Below are 20027 nucleotides of genomic sequence, written 5' to 3'. Positions count from 1 at the left end.
AGGGAATTAATATGAAAATTCGTATCCATTGGCTCAAGTCGAGGAAGTCGAAGCTGCTGCCTTGGGGCAGCCTGGCGGTCGCCTTGGTTGCGTTGGGTGGGGCCGGTCCGGCCCAGGCGGATTGGAAGGTCAAGGATGAAACCCTGATCAAGGACAGCAAGGATCAATGGAAGACCGAGAACGAGCAGCGTGACAGTCTCCGCCGCATCGGTGCCTATCAGTCTGCGGGCGAGAAGCTGGAGGAGCCCAAGGATGACGAGGTCCTGCCCAAGGACAGGCCGAGTGAAACGGTGGACCTTGACGTCAGCAAGCGCTGCAAGGAGCCGGACAAGAAAGAGGGCGTGGCGGGGCAGCAATACAACCTCTGCCAGGAGATCGTGAAAACCGAGCGCGCCCAGTACACCTATTCGATGAAAGTGTACGAGAACACCAAGAAGCGTTACGAGGCGTTCGACAGGATCCAGAAGGAACGCGAGAAAATCGGTGAGAACGATGCCGGAAAACTGGCCGACAACACCAACAAGCTGCTCGCGCTGTTGACGTTGATGGAAATCGACAAGCAGCAGCACGATACCTACATGGCTGCCTATTCAGCCCGGTTGCATTACCTGAACAAATCGGTCGAGGAGCTCACCCGGCAGACAATCGGCGGGGACCCGGGAGCCAAGAAGTCGTTTGGCGCCGATCTGGCAGGGCGTGCCGCCGGTTTGGCAACGCTCGCATTGGCGCTTGACGCGTTGAAGACGGAGAATCGGTACAACCCGTAATCGCAATGCCGGCCTGGATGGCGACGGCATATGAGAATCCTCGTCGGGACGAGGCAAAGAGGTGCTCCGCGCAGCCCTCGACTCCGGACAATCCGGAAACTTCAGGGACATGGTCATGTTTGACGGTATTCTAGATGATGTAAATCGCTTCGCGTTCTTCAAGCTGATATTCGATTTTCTTGATGACGAGATAGCGACTTTCCGCGACAACCTGATGGGAAACCTGATGGTATGGGTAGTGGCCGTCGCCCTGGTTGCGCTCACTCTGTGGATATTGTTCCAGGGTTATCTCGTGGCGACCGGTCGTTCGCGCGAGTCGGCCATGGGACTGGTCGTCAATTCGATGCGGGCGACATTGATCGTATCGGTTGCCGCATCCATGGGGGTATCGGGTGTGCCGCTTTATGGCTTTTTCACCGATTCGTTGCCGACCGAGATCAACAAACTGGTCACCAACAGCGACGATCCGCCTGCCGACAAGATTGACGACAATCTGGCATTGATGAGCGCCACGCTCACCGGGCTCGATGCGCTCAATGTGAACGGCATGATGACGTTGAAGGAAGATGCCGACAAAGCCAAGCTCATGGCGACAGTGGGTGTCGCCGGACCGTCGCTCGTGGCCGGCTCCATGATGCTGCTGTACAAGGTCGCGCTGGCGCTGTTCGTGGGTCTGGGGCCATTATTCATTCTTTCCCTGTTGTTCGAGCAGACCAAATCATTCTTCAGCAAGTGGCTGTTCTATGGCATAGGAACGATGTTCTCGTTTTCCGTGCTTTGTTTCATGGTGGCCGTATCCATGAAGCTGGTGGCAGCTGCCGCGGCGGCATTCGCTGTGCAATACGCAGCCATGCTGGCGCTCAGCGATCCTGGCACTGCCATCGAAGGTGTGAGCAGCATGGCGATGCAGCAGGGGGGGATCGGTCTTATCCTGACCACCTTGATCCTGACCTGCCCGCCCATGGCGGCCATGTTCTTCCAGGGGACCTTGGGTAACTTCACCGCCTACTCGATGATGGGGGCGCAGTTGAATGGTAATGCCGCGCCGCCGAATCATCAGCAGCAGGGTTACCGCCCAAGTCAAGGGCCGAGTAGTGCAGTGCCGGATAGCACGGTGCCAAATTCAGGGGTGGGATCTCGGGTAACAGGATTCAATAATTCCAAGATTGACGACAGCAGTACTGTTGATGTTTCAGGTGCACGTGGATTGGCGGCTAAGGGAGGGGATAGATGAACGGATTGCGCAGTCTGTTTTTATTTTTTTCCTTCTTTGGGGTTGAGCTTGCGTTTGCTCAAACGGCGTGTCCTGTTGGAACTCAGCCAGGGGCCATGGTGTGTGGTCCAGCTCCGAATTCATCTCAGCCACAGCAACCTGCTGCACCAGTAACCCGTTACCCCACGGGCGAATGGCTCGATCGATGGGGAGCGTTCTCGTACGATTCGGATGTGGAGTCCTTGGGGGTTTCTCGGGATGAATCGAGCAAGGAGGTTGCGGAATTGGTGGCAACCCAGCGGTGTATAAATGCGGGTGGCTCCAATTGCCGGATATTTAACTCGTACAAAAATGCATGTGTAGCAGTCGCGCGCCAGGCTGCTGGGGCTGGATTGTTTTTTTCAACGCGCCCGAAAGTTAAGCAGGCATCGAAGGTCGCGATTGACGGCTGCAAGAAAAATTATGGTGGGCAATGTGACGTGTGGTATAGCGCATGTAGTGAGCAGGTTTTCAACAAGTTCTAGTGTCCAGATGTGTTGCTCTATCTGAAGGGTATCGGGTAAGGGTGGTTCGTCTGTAAAGGTGCCGGGGTAGTAGGTTTGGTAGTGAGGGGGGGTGCATTTTTGTTACTCGCTTTTAATCCTTTCTCTATCGCTTGTACCGAGTTGGATGTTGGCTCAGATTGCATACCCTGTGGGAGTTCAGCCAGGATCAGCTGCATGCGGTCCAGCGCCGAGTGCGAATTAACCTTCCCGGTCAGCCATACGTTATCCCACGAGGGAGTGGCTGGACCGCTGGGGGCTGTTTATTACGACGAAGCTTCCGGTTCGTCGGGTGTTGCCAGGAATGGGAGAGACAAGGATGAGGCTGAGAAGGTGGTCAAGACAGTATGTAGTTCTGATGGCGCCCAGGATTGTCGGGCCGTCCTTTCTTGCCGGAATGCATGTGTTGCCGTAGGTGCTTGGGACAGCTTCTGCCATTGTATTCTTGTGCTTATGGGAGTTGGCATATGTTTCGTTTGATTGTTCTCCTGATGTTGATGTCGGTCGCGGGTGTTACGCATGCTGATAATGCTATATATAAGCAGGTGTGCCGCATGGACGATCCTTTCGTATATTGCACACAGGGGTGCAAGGAGACAAAGGCTTGGAAGCCGAGGAAACCTTATGCGGGTGTTGGTTACACTCCTCAGCCTGGATACTGTCCATGGCCAATGACCGGGAAGTGCTGTATAGGTTATGTATGCTTCAAGCCTTGGTCGATGGCGGATTATAATGATTATTATCAGAATCGCGTGGCCATTTGTCCAAGGGCGCATGACGATGGGGCCTGGGTCCGTGAGAGGGGTCAGGGGAATCCGGAGGATGAGCCGATCACGCATTGATTATGTTTGTGCTTTTCTCAAGGGTTGCTCGTTGTGCGGCCCTTGTCTGTTTGTGGGTATATGTCGCGGCTGTAGTCAGAAAGCTGCGATGGGCGAACATCGAGCGGTCTATAGCCGATAGAGACGAACGCGGGATCACCCATCCCGATTGTGAAAGTGCTTGCGGAATACTGCCGAGTTAGGTGCTGGAGAAGTGTCTTGTGGCCAATGGGGCAGACTGCTTCAAAGAGGCGGCTGGTGATACAGATCCTGTCAGGAGCCGTATTTGCTCACATAGTTTGCGTGAATACGTATGCAGGGAGGGCATGGAGTAAGGGCGCGCCGCTAAGCTAGCGGCAGCCAGGCGTCGATAGGGGACGCCTCATCAATGCCCGGAGGGGGCACTCCATGACGCAACACCCGTGGTGGCGCGGCGCCGTCATCTATCAGATCTATCCCCGCAGTTTCCTCGATGCCAGCGGCGATGGGGTGGGCGACCTGCCCGGCATCATCGAGCGGCTGGATTATGTCGCCTCGCTCGGGGTCGATGCGATCTGGATCTCGCCGTTCTTCAAGTCGCCGATGGCCGATTTCGGCTACGACATCGCCGACTACCGCCAGGTGGATCCGCTGTTCGGCACGCTGGAGGACTTCGACCGGCTGCTGGCCAAGGCGCATGCGCTGGGGCTGAAGGTCATGATCGACCAGGTGTTCAGCCATACCTCCAACGAGCACGAGTGGTTCAAGGAGAGCCGGGAAAGCCGGGACAACCCGAAGGCCGACTGGTACGTGTGGGCTGACGCGCGCGAGGACGGGACGCCGCCGAACAACTGGATGTCGCTGTTCGGCGGGGTGGCGTGGCGCTGGGAACCGCGGCGCGGGCAGTACTACCTGCACAACTTCCTCAGCTCGCAGCCCGACCTCAATTTCCACAATCCCGAGGTGCAGCAGGCCACGCTGGATTACGTGAAGTTCTGGCTGGATCGCGGGGTGGACGGTTTCCGGCTGGATTCGATCAACTTCTGCTTCCACGACGCGCAGCTGCGCGACAACCCGGCCAAGCCGCCGGAAAAGCGGGTCGGCCGGGGGTTCAGCGCGGACAATCCGTACGCGTTCCAGTACCACTGGTACAACAATACGCAGCCGGAGAACCTGGTCTTCCTGCAGCGGATACGTGCGTTGCTGGACCGCTATCCCGGTGCGGTGGCGCTGGGCGAAATCTCCTCGGAGGATTCGCTGGCCACGACGGCCGAATACACCTCCGGCGGCCGCCTGCACATGGGTTACAGCTTCGAGCTGCTGGTCGACGATTTCAGCGCCGGCTACATCCGCGAGACGGTCTCCCGGCTGGAGGCCACGATGACCGAGGGATGGCCGTGCTGGGCGATCTCCAACCACGACGTCCGGCGTGCGGTGACGCGCTGGGGCGGCGCCTCGGCGTCGCCGCAGTTGGCCAAGCTGTTGACCGCGATGCTGTGTTCCCTGCGCGGTTCGGTCTGCATCTACCAGGGCGAGGAACTCGGCCTGCCCGAGGCCGAGGTGCCCTACGAGGCGCTGCAGGATCCGTACGGCATCACCTTCTGGCCCAACTTCAAGGGGCGCGACGGGTGTCGCACGCCGATGCCTTGGGACGGGAGCGGGACGGCGGGCTTCAGTCCGGCGGCGCCGTGGTTGCCGATCCCCGAGGAACACCGGGCGTTGTCGGTCGCCGGGCAGCAGGCGGAGCCGGATTCGGTGCTGCGGTCGTTCCGGCATTTCATGCAGTGGCGGGCCACGCAGCCGGCACTGCGGTTGGGTGCGATCGAGTTCGTCGATGCTCCCGAACCGGTGCTGATGTTCCGCCGACGCCATGGCGGGGAATGCCTGCTGATGGTGTTCAACCTTTCCGGCGATACCGTGCGGGCGGAGGTGCCGGAGGGCAACTGGACGCCGCTGGCGGTGCCGGGACAGGCCAACGGAGCGCTGGATGGACGTGCCGCGACGCTGGCCGGCCATGGGATGCTGTGCCTCGCCGAGCGCGTGGCCTGATGCCCGGTTTTGCGTGGGCCTCAGGCAGTCGGTGTCTCATCGGTCACGACTGATGGCTTGTGGCCATGCAGCGCCGCTCCCGCAAGCTCCCTGCCATTGGTAGGAGCGACGTCAGTCGCGAGCTTTTCGAGCAGCAACAAGGCGACGTGGGAGTGCGCTTGTCTCCCTTGAATGGGAGAAGAGTCTTTTTCCCGGAAAGAGGACGACGAAAGGCCCGCAAGGGCCTTTCGCATTTCCTGGCCCATGGGGCCTCGTCGTCGGGAACCTGCCGTGGCCCGGCCGACGTGCCAGTGGCCGGATGCAAGGGGCGTCAGGGGCCGAAGGACGTCGCGTGGAGTCTCTGTCGTTCGACCAATCCCTTCTGACCGTGGCAGCTTCCAATCCGCTGCCTTGCGGGTATCGTCCGGCGTTCTGTCTTGGCTGCGTCCGCCAAGCCGTCCTGCGGCCGTTTCCGTCGCCGGATGCACGGTCCGGTCGCGCGTTTCGGCCGGTTCGTCGCATGCGGGTTGCCGGGGGCATCCCCTACCGGCAGCCTGCAGCCTGCCGGTAGGCCCGGCACCCCCATGAAGCCTGGAGGAGTTTGGACTTGAAGACGCTCATCGCCGTGGTTGCCTGGTGCATCCTCTTCGTCCTGTGCTGGCCGCTCGCGGTTCTGGCATTGCTGCTGTGGCCCGTGGCCTGGCTGCTCTCCCTGCCGTTCCGTCTGGTGGGCATCACGTTCTCCGCGCTGTTCGCGTTGCTGCAGGCGATCCTGATGCTGCCGGCGCGGCTCCTTGGTTGGCGTCCACGATACGGCGCTGCTGCGGCCTGAAGTGCTTCGCAGCCGTGTGGGAAAGGGGATCGCAGTAGTGGATGCCTGGAGCATTTCCGCTTCGGGTACCGAGACCCATCGTCGTTCCCATGAAATGGGCTTCAACGGTCGAAGTGCTTTTCGACAGGCGATGGGTTGGTCATCCAGTGACTCTTGCTGTCGCGAAGCTTTTCCTGCCTGCGCGGCTGGATGCGTCTTCTTCGGATTCGGACATGCCCCGGGTTCGCATCCACAGGGGCGTCATCTCCCGGTCGGGTGGATGCCGGGTATCTGTCGATGGCGGAGGGCTGGTCTGCGGGTGTGCCCGCTGATTTCTGGTTTTTTCCCGTCCGGGAGTAAAGCGTGCTTTCGGAGGTGTTGTTGCGGCTGAAATTAGGTCGCGACTGACGTCGCTCCTACAAGGTATTGCTGTTGCTGGTCGGGGCGATGCTGCGTGGCCCCGGGCCATCGGTCGCGATTCGTCCCGAACGGGAAAGAACGGCATCGGAGAGTTGCCGGCCCGGAGAGAGGGGCCGGCAACTCCGGCACGGACGAATCAGTGCCGTTCCGAATCCAGTGGGACGAAGCGGATCGCCTGTCCGCCGCCGGCGCCCAGGCGCAGGGTCAGCGTGTCGTCGCGACCGACCTCGCGGGTCTCGCGGACGAAGGCGAACGGGGACTTTTCCCAGTCCGCGCCGTCGCCGTCGCGGTAGATCTCGGCACGGTAGCGGCGGCCGGGGGCGAGGAAGGACAGCGGGGCCTTGAGTTCGCGCGCATGGCCATCGCCGACGCTGCCGAGGAACCACTCTTCGCTGCCGCGGGCCTTGCGCGCGAGGGTCACGTACTCGCCGACCTGGCCGTCGACCACGCGGCTTTCCTCCCAGTCCACCGCCACGTCGCGGATGAACTGCAGCGCCTGCGGCTGCTGCGCGTAGTGCTCGGGCAGGTCGGCGACCATCTGGATCGGGCTGTACAGCACCACGTACAGCGCCAGCTGCTTGGCCAGGGTGCTGCGCAGCGGCAGGCCGTGGCGCCCCTTCAGGCTGACGATGCCGGGGGTGAAGTCCATCGGCCCGGCCAGCATGCGGGTGAACACCAGCGTGGCTTCGTGTTCGGGCGGGTTCGGCGGGTTGCCCCAGGCGTTGAACTCCATGCCGCGGGCGCCTTCGCGCGAGACCCAGTTCGGGTACGTGCGGCGCAGCCCGGTGTCCTTGATCGGCTCGTGCGCGTTGATCGCGATGCGCCGCCTGGCGGCTTCGCGGACCACGCGCAGGTGGTGGTTGCTCATCCACTGGCCTTCGTGCCATTCGCGCAGCACCGGGGCGCCGTCATGGTCCTGGCGCTGGATGTCGCCGGCGTCGCAGACGTAGCCGGTCTTGACCACGTCGACGCCGTTGCGCGCATACAGCTCCAGCGCGGCCGGCAGCTGGCGTTCGTAGTGGCTGACCGCGCAGGCGGTCTCGTGGTGGCCGACCAGGTGCACGCCTTTGCCGGCAGCGTACTTGGCCAGGCCTTCCAGGTCGAAGTCCGGGGTGGGGCGGGTGAAGTCGAAGCCCCAGCCGTTGGCGAACCAGTCGCCGTCCCAACCCGGATTCCAGCCTTCCACCAGCACGCCGCGGAAGCCGTTGTCGGCGGCGAAATCGATGTAGCGCCGGGTATTGGCGGTGGTGGCGCCGTGCTTCGGCCCGCTGCCCCAGGTCTCGGTCTCCAGGTGCAGCGACCACCACACGCCGACGTACTTGGCCGGGGTGAACCAGCTGACGTCGCCGATGGCATTGGGTTCGTTGAGGTTGAGGACCAGGCTGGACTCGACCAGGTCGCCGGCACGCTCGCCGATCTGCAGCGTGCGCCACGGCGTGGCGAACGGCAGCTTGCGCACCACCGCGGCCTCGCCGCTGCCGGGCGTGAGCGCGGCGCGCAGCACGTCGCCGTCGCCCTTGGCCAGGTTCATGCCGGCGTAGTCGACCAGGGCGGCCTCGTGGATCGAAACGTGCAGGCCGCCGTCGGTGCGCAGGGTGATCGGCGTCTGCGCGGTGCCCACCTGCGACAACGGCGTGCGCTGGTACAGGTATTCCTCGCGGTTCCATTCGAAGGCCGGGATCCACCAGGCGGTGGCCGGGCGGGCGAGGGCGAATTCGGTCAGCTCGGCGCGGATCCGCGCCTCGTCCATGGCCTTCTGCTCGGGAAATTCGTAGCGGAAGCCGACCCCGTCGTCGTAGACGCGGAACACCACGTCGAAGCGGCGATCGCGGCCCTTCTCGGCGAAGCTGGCGCGCAGTTCGTTGTAGCGGTTGCGGGTCAGGCGGCGCTCGCCCCAGGGCTGCTCCCAGGTCTCGTCGAAGCTGCGGCTGGACTGGCCGACCAGTTCCAGGTTGCGTTCCAGGCGGCCGTCGCCGAGCAGGAAGCCCAGCCGCGACGGCGCGATCACGGCTTCGCCCCTGCGTTCGACCCGGTAGGCCAGGCGGCCTTCGTGCTGCGATTCCAGGGTCACGTCGAGCACCCCGCCGGGCGAGGCGACGTGGGCCAGGGTGTCGGCGTGGACCGGCACCGCGGCGGCCAGCAGCAGCGCCAGCGCCGGCAATGCCGGGTTGCGCAGGAAACGGGAAAAGGCAGGGCGTCGGTCGCTCATGGCGGTTCTCACTCCAGGACGTAGACGAGGGCGGTGCGCGGCGGCACGCTGAAGCGGCCGCGGTCAGGATCGAAGCGGGCCTGTTCGCGCGGGCGCGGGTCGGCGGCGCCGGCGGCACGGTGCACGGGGTGCAGCACGTAGCGCTTGCCGCGTTCGGACGGCAGCTCCAGCACCTGCGGCTGCGGCGAGGCGTTGAGCAGGTACAGGATTTCGCCGAAGCCGGCGTCCGGGTAGCCGCCGCCGTCGAGATGCCCGGCGATCATCAGCGGATTCTGCGCCGGCCCGCTGTTGGGGAAGCGCAGCCGTGCGGCAACCTCCTGCGCGCTGCGCAGGCGGAACAGCGGGGAACTGGCGCGGATCGCCAGCAGGTCGCGCAGCGCGTCGCGGGCGAAGGCGATATCGGCCGGCGCCGGACGGATCGACGGGTCGGCCAGGCGCGGGGCGATCCATGGCCAATCCTCGCCATTGCCTTCGGACGGCGGCAGGCCGGTGCCGAAGAAGTTGTCGCGGTAGCTCCAGTCCAGCCGGTTGAACCAGTCGCCGGAGTCGAAGCTGTTGCGGTCCATCGACTTGGAGCGCAGCGTGTCGATGCCGGCGTGGAAGTAGGCCACGCCCTGGCTGAAGGCGGTGCTGGCCATGCCCAGCACCTGCACCCGTGCGCGGTCCCCGCTGGAGGTTCCCGCCGGCAGCCGGTAGGCGTTGAGGTCGTACAGGGTCTCGTTGTCGTGGTTCTCGACGTAGTTGACCACTTCGTCCGGCGCGGCGGCGTAGCCGGCCGGCTGGCCGCCGTAGTCGATCGCGTGCAGCGGCTTCGCGCTGCCGTCGGCGGTGGCCAGCACATAGTCGCGCAGGGTGCCGGCCAGGCCCACGCGGACCAGGTCGGCCGCGTGCAGCAGGGCGTCGCGGCCGGCCGCCGGATCGGCCTCGGCGTTGGGCGCGTAGTGCAGGCCGTTGAGCCAGCCCTGCCGCGCCACCTTGTCGCGGCCGCGGTCGCTCGGGCCGCCGCCGCGCAGCGCATCGCGCGCGCGGTCGCTGAAGGTGCCGATGCCGCTGCCGGCCAGCGACAGCTGCGAGGCCTGGACGAAGCGGGCGCCATCGGCGACCTCGCCGAAGTTCCAGCCCTCGCCGATCAGCTGCACGCGGCGGCCGGCGGCCGCGTCCACCCGGCGCTGCAGCGCTTCCATCGCCGCGCGCGGCTGGTGGCCCATCAGGTCGAAGCGGAACGAGTCGATCCGGTAGTGGCGCACCCACAGCTCGGCCGAATCGATCATCAGCCGCGCCATCATCATGTGCTCGGTGGCGGTGTTCTCGCAGCAGGTGCTCCGCTCCACGTTCCCGGCGGCATCGAGGCGGTGGTAGTAGCCGGGCACGATCCGGTCCAGCACCGAACGCGGGTCCTGGCCGGCGGCATGGGTGTGGTTGTAGACCACGTCCATGCCCACGCGCAGGCCCAGCGCATGCAGCGCCATGACCATGGCGCGGAACTCGCGGATGCGCGCCGCGCCGTCGGCCGGATCGCTGGCGTAGCTGCCCTCGGGCGCATTGAAGTGCCAGGGGTCGTAGCCCCAGTTGAAGCAGTCGCGGGCGGCCAGGGCCATCACCGCGGCCTGCTGCGCGTCGCTGTCGGGCGCCGCGTCCGGCACCTGCGGCGTCGCGCAGCCGGCCTCGGGCACGCTGGCGAAGTCGTAGACCGGCAGCAGGTGCAGGTCGGTCAGGCCGGCCTGCGCGAGCGCGCGCAGGTGGGCCATGCCGGCGCTGCCGGCGTCGGTGAAAGCAAGGTAGCGGCCGCGGTGCGCGTCGGCCACGGTCGGGTCGCCGATCGAGAAGTCGCGCACGTGCAGCTCGTAGATCGACATGTCGGTCTGCGCGGCCAGCGGCGCCGGTCGTGGCGCGGCGTTCCAGCCGGCCGGCGCCAGCGCGGGGTCGTCCAGGTCGGCGATGTAGCTGCGCTGCGAATCGCTGCCCAGGCTCACCGAATACGGGTCGGTGACGCGGTTGCGGACCAGGCCGGTGCCGCGCGCGTACACGTCGACCAGCCAGGTGTAGTAGTGGCCGCGCAGGTCGCCGGGCACGCTGGCCGACCACAGGCCGGTGGCCGGGTCGAAACGCGCCGGCTCGCGCCGCGCGGCGTGCTGGCGGTCGTCGGGATACACGCAGACCGATACCGCCTGCGCGGTCGGCGCCCACAGCGCGAAGGCGGTGCCGTCGGTGGCCGGGTGCGCGCCCAGCCCGGGGGCATCGGCCGCGGCGGCATAGAGGTCGTCCAGCGCGCCGGGCGCCTGCAGCGCGGTGGCGCGGATCGTGCGGCCGGCACTGTCCTCCTGCACCAGCACCAGCGCCTGGCGATGCAGTTCGCGCAGGCGCGCATCGTCCAGGTCGAGCGCGAGCGTGGCGCCGTCGCCGGCATGGGCGAAGCGCAGGCGCGTGGTTTCGTCGAGCGCCGCGGTCGATGCGCGCAACGCGATCGCGCCTGCGGCGCCGGCCACGGGCTGCCCCGGCATGGCGCGGATGCCGCCGCGCGGAGCGTAATGGAGCCGGTAGCGCGATGACGGCTCGGCGCCCGGCCAGCGCAGGGTGCGCCGGTCCAGCCACAGCGCCCGGGCTTCGTCCGGCGCATGCAGGTCGGCGGCGATCAGGGTGGTGGGAGCCGCGTCGCAGTCGGCGGCCGGCAATGGCGTGGCCTGCGCGAGGGCCGCTGCCGGCAGCAGCAGGGGCGCCAGCCAGTGTCGCGCCGTGCACAGGGCGCGCAGGTGCGGGCGCCGGCTGTCGCCGTCGCGCGTCCGATGTCGCATCGTCCCCTCCCGGGAATGCTGGTGTCGGTGGTGCCGCGCGGTGCGCGGTCCGGCCACTATTCCACGGACCGGCGGAGTTCCGGCCGTCCCCGTCGGCATGAATACGTATGCGCCGGCTGTGCGTGCCCGTCGTCGCGCCTCTACCATGGCCGCGGCGCATCCGTGCCGATACATCGCATCCGTGATTCCCGGAGGGGGGAACCGCTTGATGAACAGCAAACCGCAGCTGTCGTTCTGGCAGATCTGGAACATGTCGTTCGGATTCCTCGGCATCCAGTTCGGCTTCGCGCTGCAGGGCGGCTTCATGTCGCGCATCTTCCAGACGCTGGGCGCGGACAAGGACGCGCTGCCGCTGCTGTGGATCGCCGCGCCGCTGACCGGGCTGCTGGTGCAGCCGGTGGTCGGCTGGTTCAGCGACCGCACCTGGCATCCGCGGCTGGGGCGACGCCGCCCCTTCTTCCTGGTCGGCGCGATCCTCAGTTCGATCGCGCTGCTGTGCATGCCGCACTCGCCGACGCTGTGGATCGCGGCCGGCCTGCTGTGGGTGCTGGATGCCTCGATCAACATCAGCATGGAGCCGTTCCGCGCGCTGGTGGCCGACAAGCTGCCGGAGAACCAGCGTTCCTACGGCTTCGTGCTGCAGACGCTGATCATCGGCATCGGCACCTGGGTGGCCAGCAACCTGCCGTGGTTCGTCGCTTCGCTGGGCGTTCCCAACGAAGCCGGTCCCGGGGTGGTGCCGCCGTCGGTGAAGATCGCCTTCGCCATCGGCGCCTTCGTGTTCATCGCCAGCATCCTGGTGACGGTGCTGACCACCCGCGAGTATCCGCCGGAGGACATCGAGCGTTTCCGCGAGGAAAACCGCGGCCAGGGCAACTTCGTCGCCGGCATCGTGAAACACGTCGCGCACATGCCGGTGCAGATGCGGCGGCTGGGCATGGTGCAGTTCTTCAGCTGGCTGGCGTTCTTCGCGATGTGGAGCATGGCCACCCCGGCACTGACCGAGCACGTGTTCAAGGCGCCGGCGCCGGACCCGGCCGCGTTCGACATGGGCGTGCCGGCGCAGGCCGCCGCGTTCCAGTCGGCCAATGCCGCGTTCCAGAACGCCGCCGACCTGGTCGGTTCCTACATGGGCTACTACGGGCTGTCGTCGATGCTGGTCGCGCTGCTGCTGAGCTTCTACGCCGCGCGCAGGCCGCTCAACCGCCGTCTGGTGCACGGCGTTTCCCTGGCGCTGGGCGGCATCGGCTTCCTGTCGATGTGGTTCGTGCCGCAGCCGGCGTGGCTGATCGCTTCGTTTGCGCTGGTGGGCGTGGCCTGGGCCAGCATCCTGTCGATGCCCTACGCGCTGCTGTCCAGCCACGTGCCGTCCGAGCGCATGGGCATCTACATGGGCATCTTCAACATGTTCATCGTGATCCCGCAGATCGTCGCCGCGACCCTGCTCGGCCCGGCGCTGCGCGCGTTCTTCGGCAACCAGCCGATCTTCGCGCTGGTGATCAGCGGCGCGAGCCTGCTGCTGGCGGCACTGTCGCTGCTTCGGGTCAGTGAGACCACGCCGGCCGAAGCCTCCCTTCCGCAACTCCAGGGACACTGATGAAACGACCGAATCCCCGTCCGATCCTGCGGCCGCTGGTACTGGGCCTCGGCCTGGCCGGCGGCGCCTCCGCGTTGGCGGCCGACGACTACTACGGCACGCTGGAACCGTTCGCCGGCAACGCGGTGTACTTCGTGGTCACCGACCGCTTCGTCAATGGCGACACCGGCAACGACCATCGCGACCAGGGCGGGGAACACCGCACCTTCGACATCCCGGTGCATTGCCCGGACGGCATCGACGGCAACATCGGCTACCTCGGCGGCGACTTCAAGGGCGTGCTCGACAACGCCGGCTACATCCGCGATCTCGGCTTCGGCGCGGTGTGGATCACGCCCATCGTCGACAACCCGGACCAGGCCTTCACCGGCGGCAAGCCGGTCAGCTGCGACAGCTCGCTCACCGACCGCGGCAAGACCGGCTACCACGGCTACTGGGGCGTGAACTTCTACGAGCTGGACGAGCACCTGCCCAGCGCGGGTCTGGATTTCGCCGGTTTCACCCGCGGCATGCACGCGCAGCAGCTCAAGGTGGTGCTGGACATCGTCGGCAACCACGGTTCGCCGGCATGGACCATGCCCAGGCGGCAGCCGCAGTTCGGCCAGTTGTTCGACAAGGACGGCAAGCTGATCGCCGACCACCAGAACCTGCCGCCGCAGCAGCTGGAGCCGAAGCGCAATCCGCTGCATGCGTTCTACAACAATGTGGGCGTGGTCGACGCCAGCGAAGGCTCGATCTTCGACGGCAACCTGGCCGAGCTGGCCGACTTCGACCAGGACAACCCGGCGGTCATGGACTACCTGGTGGGCGCCTACCTGCAATGGCTGGGGCAGGGCGCCGACGCCCTGCGCATCGACACCATCGGCTGGCTGCCGCACCCGTGGTGGCACGAATTCGTGCGCCGCATCCGCGCCGAGCATCCGGGCATGTTCATGTTCGGCGAGGCGTTCGACTACGACGCCGCCAGCATCGCCGAGCACACCTGGCCGCAGAACGCCGATGTCAGCGTGCTCGACTTCCCGCTCAAGCAGGGGTTGGAGGCGGTATTTGGCCACGAGCGGGCCGGTTTCGAGCGCCTGCGCGAGCCGCTGCACCTGGAAGGCGGGCCGTACGCCAATCCGTACGAGCTGATGACGTTCTACGACAACCACGACATGCCGCGGCTGGACGCCAGCGACGACGGTTTCATCGACGCCCACAACTGGCTGTTCACCGCACGCGGCATCCCGGTGGTCTACTACGGCTCGGAAACCGGCTTCATGCGCGGGCGCGCCGAACATGCCGGCAACCGCGCCTACTTCGGCCAGGCGCGGGTGGATGCCGCGCCGCGCAGTCGCATCTACCAGCAGCTGCAGCGGATCGCCAAGCTGCGCGAAGCCACCCCGGCGCTGCAGCGCGGCCTGCAGGTCGAGGTGGAACTGCAGGGCGATACCGCGGCGTTCTACCGGGTGCTGCAGCACGACGGCGTGGCGCAGACGGCGCTGGTGCTGCTCAACAAGGGCGATGCCGCGCACTCCTTCGAAGTACGCCGCTATCTGCAGGCCGGCGACTGGCGCGACGCGCTGGACGGCGGCACTGTGACGGCGAAGGGCGTGTTGCAGGCCGAAGTGCCGGCGCATGGCGCCAAGGTGTTCGTGCTCGACGCGCCGGTGAAGCAGAAGGCCCTGCGGCGCGAGCTGGATCGCGCCATGGCCGACCAGCGGGCACGCGATGCGCTCCTTGCGCGGTGATGCACCGCGCAGGGTCTGCCGGCCCCGCTTTTCTGTAGGAGCGACGTGAGTCGCGACGGGGCTTTCCCGGTAATGCCCGCTCGCGACTCACGTCGCTCCTACGGGGGCGCCACGGCCGGGCGGCACCACAACGGTACAATCGTCGCCCCGCCGGTCTCCTCCCGCCAATGGACACGCTTCCCCCGCAGACCCCCGTCGAGACGCTGCTGCAGTCGGCGATGGAAGGCACGCTGCCGATCCGCACGTTCATGCAGGCCTTCGTCGCCTCCGAGGTGGTGCTGTTGACCGGCAGCCTGGTCACGCCCGACGGCAGCGGTTTCGACCCGCTGCTGTTCGACAAACGGGGCGTGCTGCACGTGGCGGTGTTCACCGGCATGGCGCGCGTGGGCATCCATTCGCAGCAGGCGCCGCATGCGATCCGCTGGCCGATGCTGGAGGTGCTGCGGCGGGTGCCGGGCGGCTATGGCGTGGTGGTCAATCCCGGCACCACGCTGGGCTTCGAGATCTCGCCGCCGGGCGTGGGCGAAATCCTCAAGGATTTCGCCTGAAGCTTGTCCCCTGATGGACCATCGGCGCCTGTGGATGCTCCGCCCGCGAGACAGGATGCCGAGGCGGGCGGCAACGGTGGAGCGAAGCAGGCCGCAGGGGCGGCACGCAAGGGACGGACGAAGCCGGGAAGGCGCTTCGGCCGGGGCCGCCTCAACCCACCTTCGCCGGCTCGGCCCAGACGCTGTGCGGATCGCCATGGCGCGCACGCCGCGCCGTGGCCCGTGCCAGCACGGCGAAGCCCAGCGCCATCGCCAGGGCGACACCGTCGATCCAGAACAGCGGCCAGTGCCCGGCAATGGCCGTGTTCCAGGGCCAGCGACCGGTCATCAGGCCGTGGCTCAGCGGTACCAGCGCGGTGACCAGCGCGGCCAGCCACAGCAGTTCGCGCGCCGCCTGTGCCGGATGGCGCAGCGCAGCCCAGAGCACGCAGGCCGCCCAGGTCAGGAAGCAGGCCCGGCGGATGCCGGCATCGGCCTGCGCCGGCGCCAACGACTCCAGTACCTGGGCAGCGACGAACGCCGCCGAGACCGCCACGCACAGGCCGATGCACACGCCCACCGTGGCTCGTGCCATGTTGATCTGCGCGCGGCCCTGCTGCACCTGGCGACGCTTGCGCCGCGACTCGATCCACAGCAGGTTGCCCGAATAGAACAGGAAGGCGCCGCCGATCCCGAGCAGGAAGTACAGCCATGGCACCAGCGCGTTGCCGAATTCGCCGAAATGCAGCGCATAGGCCGAGGACAGGGTGGCGTGGTTGGCATCGCGCCGGCCCGGCAGCTGGGTGGCCAGTACCTCGCCGGTGCCTGCTTCCATCGCCACCGCGCCAAGGGGCCCGAGCGAACGCGGCGATTCGCCGGTGATCTCGATGGTGGCGTTGGCGTCGCCGGCGTGCGCCAGCTTCAGATAGGCCGGTTCGAACTGCGCGATTCCCTGTTCGGCGGCGACCTCGATCGCGCGCTGGTGCCACATCGCCAACGAACCGGCGGGGGCGGGCGTGCCCGCGCTGGCACGCACCGGCGCGGTGTCCATCGCTCCCGGCAGGGCTTCCATCAGTTTGTTGTCGAAGATCAGCGGATTGAGCGCAGCCATCTGCAGGAACACCAGGCACAGGAGGGCGCCGGTGACCGCGAACATCAGGTGGAACGGCAGGCTGAGCACCCCGATCACGTTGTGCGCGTCCTGCCACAGCTGCTTGAGGTTGCGCCCGGGCCGCAGCGCGAACAGGTCCCGGAACAGGTGCGGCAGGTGAATCACCAGCCCGGACAGCAGGGCGACGCCATACAGCAGGCTGACGACGCCCATCAGGTAGGTACCGGCCACCGGCAGGCCAAGGCTGTAGTGCAGTTCGTTGACCAGTTCGGCCAGGCCTGCCTGCGGTGGGGTCGGGCTGCCTTCCAGCTGGCCGTCCCAGGCAAACAGCCAGGTGCCCCGGGCGTCCTGCCAGTAGGCGACCGACGTCGGTGTTTCCATCCCCGGAAAGGTCATGCCGACATGCGTGCGTGCGGCCGGATGGCGTTCGAGCACGCCGTCGAGCAGGCGTTGCGCGTCGTCCAGCGATTGCGGGGGCGCATCGATCGCATGCGGCGACTGCCATAGCGGCACGTCGTGGTGGAACAGGGTGATGGCACCGGCGTAGAACGCAACGAACAGCGCGAGGCCGGCGACCAGGCCCACCCAGGTGTGCACGGTGGTGAAGGTGCGCAGGGTCTGTGAACTGAACTTCATGCCTGGATTCTCATTGCACCGCGCCACTGGCGCGCAACAGCCACAACAGGGCGAAGCCGGCGAGCGCGGCCAGGCCCAACCCGCACCAGGCGCCTCGCCCGGTGCGGAAGGCGAAGGCGCAGGTGGCCGCCATCATCCACAGCGGGATGAACGCGATCAGCGACGGGACCAGCGCGCTCTGCCAGGGGCCGGGCGGCAACCAGCAGGCCAGCCCGGCGATTGCCGCGGCCAGGAAAAAGCCGGCGAAGATCCCGGCCCATGCGCGCATCCACATCAGCGGCCACCGTGTCTGGCAGGGGCGGACGTGCCGCCGAGCGCGGCCAGCGCCGGCAGCAGCATCGCCGCCAGCGACCAGCACGCCAGCAGGGCGCACAACCCGGCACCGGTGCCGAGCCGGGCGATCCACAGCGCCAGCGCCAGTGCGGCGAGCAGCAGGCCGAGCCCGCTGCCGGCGCGGCCGCGCGGCCGCAGCCAATCCCAGCGGCAATGCCGGGAGCCGGCATAGAGCGCCAATGCGGACAGCGCGCTGGCCGCCACCGCGGCCGCCAGTCCGATGCCGTCGCTCATGGCCGTGCTCGCGTCGGCGTCACCATTGGTAACGCACGCTGGCGGTGACGATCCGCGGGTAGCCGTAGTAGCACCAGGCGGCGCTGTTGCACGCGGTGATGTAGTTCTTGTCGCTGACGTTGCTGGCGTTGACCTGCATCCGCCACGGCCCGGTGTCGTAGTGCACGGCCGCGTCGAACAGCGTGTAGGAACCGGTATGCCAGAGATTGTAGATGTCGCCGTAGACGCCGCCGACATGGCGCACGCCGGCACCGAAGCCCAGGCCGCTCAGTACGCCGGAGGTGAGGGTGTAGTCCGCGCCCAGCGAGGCGCTCTGCTTCGGCAGCAGGGCGATGCGCTTGCCCAACGTGGCCGCATCGGTGCTCCGCGTCACCTCCGAGTCGTTCCAGGTCCAGGCGCCGTACACGCTCAGGCCCTGGCCCACGTTCCAGCGGCCTTCCAGCTCCACCCCGCGGACCCGGGTTTCGCCCTGCTGCACGGAGTAGAGGGTATGGTCCGGGTCGACCGTCAGGGTGTTCTGCTGGGTGATCTCGTAGGTGGCCAGGGTAGCCAGCAGCTTGCCGCCGGCCGGCTGGTACTTCACGCCGGCTTCGACCTGTTCGCCGGTGGTGGGCACGAAGGCCTTGCCGTCGAAATCGGTGCCGATGGTCGGCTGGAACGACTGCGACCAGCTCACGTACGGGGTCACGCCGTTGTCGAACAGGTAGTTGATGCCCACGCGGCCGGAGAACTTGTCGTCGCTCTGGTGCCCGACGCTGCCGCCGACGCGCTCGTGGGTGTCGGTGCCCACCCAGTCCTGGCGGCCGCCGACGGTGAACAACCAGCGCTCCACCCGTATCTGGTCCTGCACGTACAGGCCCAGCTGGCCTTGCGTCTGCAGGGTGCGGGTGGCGTAGTCGGGCACATCCAGCGGTGCGCCATGGACCGGGTCGTACAGGTCCAGCGGCGGCACGCCGAAGGCGAAGGCGACCGCGTAGTCGTCGCTGGAACGCCGGTAGTCGATGCCGGCCAACAGGGTGTGCCTGATCCGCTCGCCGCCGAATTCGAACTGCAGGCTGTTGTCGATGGCGAAGCTGCGCGAATCGTCCAGCCGCGGGTAGTAGTAGCGCGCCACCAGGGTACGGCCCGGGTCGCTGCCGGGGATGAAGTCGTCCTGCAGGCCGAACAGGCCGATGCCGCCCTTGCTGGCGTCCACCTTCGACCAGGTGTAACGCGCGTTCTGGCGGAAGCGGGTACCGGCGCCGAAGTCGTGTTCGAACTCGTAACCCAGCGCCTTGTTGGTGCGCACGTAATCGTTGGCACCGGGTTCGCCGCCGAAGAAGCTGCGCGGGATCCTGCGCCCGTTCGCCCCCGGTTCCAGCGTGCCTTCCAGCGGCAGGAAGCCGCCGGCTTCCACCGTGTCGGCTTTCTGGTAGTGCGCCAGCACGGTCAGGCTGTTGTTCTCGTCCGGGATCCAGGTCAGGGCCGGGGCGAGGTAGTAACGGTCGTCGTGGACCTGATCGATGATGTGGTCGCTGTTGCGGGCCAGCGCGGTCAGGCGGTAGAGCAGGGTGCCGCTGCCATTGAGTTCGCCGCCGATGTCGAACGCGGCCTGTTTCAGGTCGTAGTTGCCGACCTGCAGTTCCACTTCCTGCAGCTGCCCGGCACGCGGGCGCTTGCTGACGAAATTGACCAGTCCGCCGGGCGGCATCGCGCCGTAGTTGACCGAGGCCGGGCCCTTGAGCACGTCGATCCGCTCCAGGCCGTACGGCTCCATCCGGCCGCCGCCGGTCCAGGCGCCTTCGACCACCGCCAGTCCGTCCTGGTAACGCGCCGGGCTGAAGCCGCGGACGATCATCCAGTCGCTGCGGCTGTCCTCCCCGTACTGCCCGCCCTGGGCGCCGGCGGTGAACCACACCGCCTCTTCGACGCCATGGATCCCGCGGTCGCGCATCTGCCGGTCGGTGATGACCGAGATCGACTGCGGGATCTCGGCGATGGGCGTGCTGGTCTTGGTGGCGCTGCCGCTGTCGGTGGCGATCGGTGCGGTCACCTGCACCGCATCCAGCGTCTGCGGGTCCGCCGCATTGTCGGCCAACGCTGCCGCCGGGGTGGCGAGCAGGGCGAAATGGATGGCCACGGCGAGGCTGCGGACCGGGCGGGAGGAGGACATGGGGGCGATACCTTGGGGGGGCGGAGACGTACCGGCAATGGCCGGTGGATCCGCAGATGTTAATCATTCCCGTTTGTGGCCGCCACGGAAATGTACCGGCCATCGCCCGCTGGTGCCGCGGTGGC

The 20027-nt window shown here is 66.7% G+C and carries 15 protein-coding genes; 9 read left to right on the top strand and 6 right to left on the bottom strand.

All coding sequences use genetic code 11. The annotated features are described in order from the left end of the window. The first annotated feature begins 11 nt into the window (after nucleotides 1-11). From OK345_RS01065 to OK345_RS01045, 6 genes are all read left to right on the top strand, one after another. The gene (locus tag OK345_RS01065) at nucleotides 12-767 is read left to right on the top strand and encodes a hypothetical protein (protein ID WP_265126048.1); all 756 of its coding nucleotides are present in this window, start codon (nucleotides 12-14) and stop codon (nucleotides 765-767) included. A gap of 109 nt (nucleotides 768-876) precedes the next feature. After that, the gene (locus OK345_RS01060; protein ID WP_265126047.1) at nucleotides 877-2001 is read left to right on the top strand and encodes a TrbL/VirB6 family protein; all 1125 of its coding nucleotides are present in this window, start codon (nucleotides 877-879) and stop codon (nucleotides 1999-2001) included. Beyond that, the gene (locus tag OK345_RS01055) at nucleotides 1998-2504 is read left to right on the top strand and encodes a DUF4189 domain-containing protein (protein WP_265126046.1); all 507 of its coding nucleotides are present in this window, start codon (nucleotides 1998-2000) and stop codon (nucleotides 2502-2504) included. The genes OK345_RS01060 and OK345_RS01055 overlap by 4 nt, the downstream gene beginning before the upstream one ends. Before the next feature lie 195 nt (nucleotides 2505-2699). Further along, nucleotides 2700-3002, top strand: coding sequence for a DUF4189 domain-containing protein (locus OK345_RS17735; RefSeq protein ID WP_425510931.1), 303 nt, complete (start codon nucleotides 2700-2702; stop codon nucleotides 3000-3002). Between the two features lie 749 nt (nucleotides 3003-3751). After that, entirely contained in the window at nucleotides 3752-5371 is a 1620-nt protein-coding gene (locus OK345_RS01050) for an alpha-glucosidase (RefSeq protein ID WP_265126045.1), read from the top strand. A gap of 586 nt (nucleotides 5372-5957) precedes the next feature. Further along, nucleotides 5958-6182 carry a hypothetical protein gene (locus OK345_RS01045; protein WP_265126044.1) on the top strand — a complete coding sequence of 75 codons (225 nt, stop codon included), beginning with the start codon at nucleotides 5958-5960 and terminating at the stop codon, nucleotides 6180-6182. Between the two features lie 535 nt (nucleotides 6183-6717). On the opposite strand, the gene OK345_RS01040 is transcribed toward OK345_RS01045, so the two are convergent. After that, complete coding sequence (locus OK345_RS01040) at nucleotides 6718-8790, bottom strand: glycoside hydrolase family 97 protein (RefSeq protein ID WP_265126043.1); 2073 nt, start codon at nucleotides 8788-8790, stop codon at nucleotides 6718-6720. Nucleotides 8791-8798: 8 nt separating this feature from the next. Continuing rightward, nucleotides 8799-11582: an alpha-1,6-glucosidase domain-containing protein gene (locus OK345_RS01035; RefSeq protein ID WP_265126042.1), complete on the bottom strand. Its 2784-nt coding sequence runs from the start codon at nucleotides 11580-11582 to the stop codon at nucleotides 8799-8801. A gap of 208 nt (nucleotides 11583-11790) precedes the next feature. On the opposite strand from OK345_RS01035, the gene OK345_RS01030 reads away from it, so the two are divergent. The 3 genes from OK345_RS01030 (at nucleotide 11791) to OK345_RS01020 (ending at nucleotide 15457) form a co-directional block, all read left to right on the top strand. Then, on the top strand, nucleotides 11791-13179 hold the full coding sequence (locus tag OK345_RS01030; RefSeq protein ID WP_265126041.1) for an MFS transporter: 1389 nt from the start codon (nucleotides 11791-11793) through the stop codon (nucleotides 13177-13179). Further along, entirely contained in the window at nucleotides 13179-14909 is a 1731-nt protein-coding gene (locus OK345_RS01025; protein WP_265126040.1) for an alpha-amylase family glycosyl hydrolase, read from the top strand. The genes OK345_RS01030 and OK345_RS01025 overlap by 1 nt, the downstream gene beginning before the upstream one ends. 167 nt (nucleotides 14910-15076) lie before the next feature. Next, nucleotides 15077-15457, top strand: a complete 381-nt coding sequence (locus tag OK345_RS01020) for an SseB family protein (RefSeq protein WP_265126039.1) — start codon at nucleotides 15077-15079, stop codon at nucleotides 15455-15457. Nucleotides 15458-15608: 151 nt separating this feature from the next. Here the strand turns inward: OK345_RS01020 and OK345_RS01015 are convergent, their stop codons facing one another. Genes OK345_RS01015 through OK345_RS01000 form a run of 4 tightly spaced genes read right to left on the bottom strand, consistent with a single transcriptional unit; the run spans nucleotide 15609 to nucleotide 19902 of the window. Then, on the bottom strand, nucleotides 15609-17183 hold the full coding sequence (locus tag OK345_RS01015) for a PepSY-associated TM helix domain-containing protein (protein WP_265126038.1): 1575 nt from the start codon (nucleotides 17181-17183) through the stop codon (nucleotides 15609-15611). Nucleotides 17184-17193: 10 nt separating this feature from the next. Next, nucleotides 17194-17457, bottom strand: a complete 264-nt coding sequence (locus OK345_RS01010) for a hypothetical protein (RefSeq protein WP_265126037.1) — start codon at nucleotides 17455-17457, stop codon at nucleotides 17194-17196. Beyond that, on the bottom strand, nucleotides 17457-17750 hold the full coding sequence (locus tag OK345_RS01005; protein WP_265126036.1) for a hypothetical protein: 294 nt from the start codon (nucleotides 17748-17750) through the stop codon (nucleotides 17457-17459). Before OK345_RS01005 ends, OK345_RS01010 begins: the two co-directional genes overlap by 1 nt. A 19-nt stretch (nucleotides 17751-17769) precedes the next feature. Further along, a complete protein-coding gene (locus OK345_RS01000) occupies nucleotides 17770-19902 on the bottom strand; it encodes a TonB-dependent siderophore receptor (RefSeq protein WP_265126035.1) in 2133 nt (710 codons plus the stop codon). Nucleotides 19903-20027: the final 125 nt, after the last annotated feature.

The sequence above is a fragment of the Xanthomonas chitinilytica genome, from assembly GCF_026107455.2.
In the GTDB taxonomy this organism is placed as follows: Bacteria; Pseudomonadota; Gammaproteobacteria; order Xanthomonadales; family Xanthomonadaceae; genus Stenotrophomonas; species Stenotrophomonas chitinilytica.
Note: the sequence above shows the minus strand (reverse complement) of the source record. Positions and strands in the feature narration are given on the sequence as shown.